Origin of the sequence: Kitasatospora sp. NPDC058162 (genome assembly GCF_042884005.1) — a bacterium.
In the GTDB taxonomy this organism is placed as follows: Bacteria; Actinomycetota; Actinomycetes; order Streptomycetales; family Streptomycetaceae; genus Kitasatospora.
Genome location: NZ_JBHVUS010000089.1, coordinates 1 through 1,394 on the forward strand (window position 1 = coordinate 1; position 1,394 = coordinate 1,394).

The 1,394-nt window shown below is 56.2% G+C and carries 1 rRNA gene; it reads left to right on the forward strand.

Annotated elements, in window-relative coordinates:
• Positions 1 to 1,392, forward strand: a 23S ribosomal RNA gene (locus tag ACFVXG_RS46120); the annotation flags it as partial.
• Positions 1,393 to 1,394 lie beyond the last annotated feature (2 nt).

The window sequence follows — 1,394 nt, forward strand, 5'->3', positions numbered from 1 at the left end:
CTGAGACCTGATGCCGAGCCGATTGTGGTGAAGTGGATGATCCTATGCTGTCGAGAAAAGCCTCTAGCGAGTTTCATGGCGGCCCGTACCCCAAACCGACTCAGGTGGTCAGGTAGAGAATACCGAGGCGTTCGGGTGAACTATGGTTAAGGAACTCGGCAAAATGCCCCCGTAACTTCGGGAGAAGGGGGGCCATTCCTGGTGACGAGTCTTGCACTCCGAGCTGGGGGTGGCCGCAGAGACCAGCGAGAAGCGACTGTTTACTAAAAACACAGGTCCGTGCGAAGCCGTAAGGCGATGTATACGGACTGACGCCTGCCCGGTGCTGGAACGTTAAGGGGACCGGTTAGCTCTGATTCGTCGGGGCGAAGCTGAGAACTTAAGCGCCAGTAAACGGCGGTGGTAACTATAACCATCCTAAGGTAGCGAAATTCCTTGTCGGGTAAGTTCCGACCTGCACGAATGGCGTAACGACTTCTCGACTGTCTCAACCATAGGCCCGGTGAAATTGCATTACGAGTAAAGATGCTCGTTTCGCGCAGCAGGACGGAAAGACCCCGGGACCTTTACTATAGCTTGATATTGGTGTTCGGTTCGGCTTGTGTAGGATAGGTGGGAGACTTTGAAGCAGCAACGCCAGTTGTTGTGGAGTCGCCGTTGAAATACCACTCTGGTCGTGCTGGATGTCTAACCTGGGTCCGTGATCCGGATCAGGGACAGTGTCTGGTGGGTAGTTTAACTGGGGCGGTTGCCTCCTAAAGAGTAACGGAGGCGCCCAAAGGTTCCCTCAGCCTGGTTGGCAATCAGGTGTTGAGTGTAAGTGCACAAGGGAGCTTGACTGTGAGACTGACGGGTCGAGCAGGTACGAAAGTAGGGACTAGTGATCCGGCGGTGGCTTGTGGAAGCGCCGTCGCTCAACGGATAAAAGGTACCCCGGGGATAACAGGCTGATCTTCCCCAAGAGTCCATATCGACGGGATGGTTTGGCACCTCGATGTCGGCTCGTCGCATCCTGGGGCTGGAGTAGGTCCCAAGGGTTGGGCTGTTCGCCCATTAAAGCGGTACGCGAGCTGGGTTTAGAACGTCGTGAGACAGTTCGGTCCCTATCCGCTGTGCGCGTAGGAGTGTTGAGAAGGGCTGTCCCTAGTACGAGAGGACCGGGACGGACGAACCTCTGGTGTGCCAGTTGTCCTGCCAAGGGCATGGCTGGTTGGCTACGTTCGGGAGGGATAACCGCTGAAAGCATCTAAGCGGGAAGCCTGCTTCGAGATGAGCACTCCCACCTCCTTGAGAGGGTAAGGCTCCCAGTAGACGACTGGGTTGATAGGCCGGATATGGAAGCCCTGTGAGGGGTGGAGTTGACCGGTACTAATAGGCCGAGGGCTTGTCCTCAG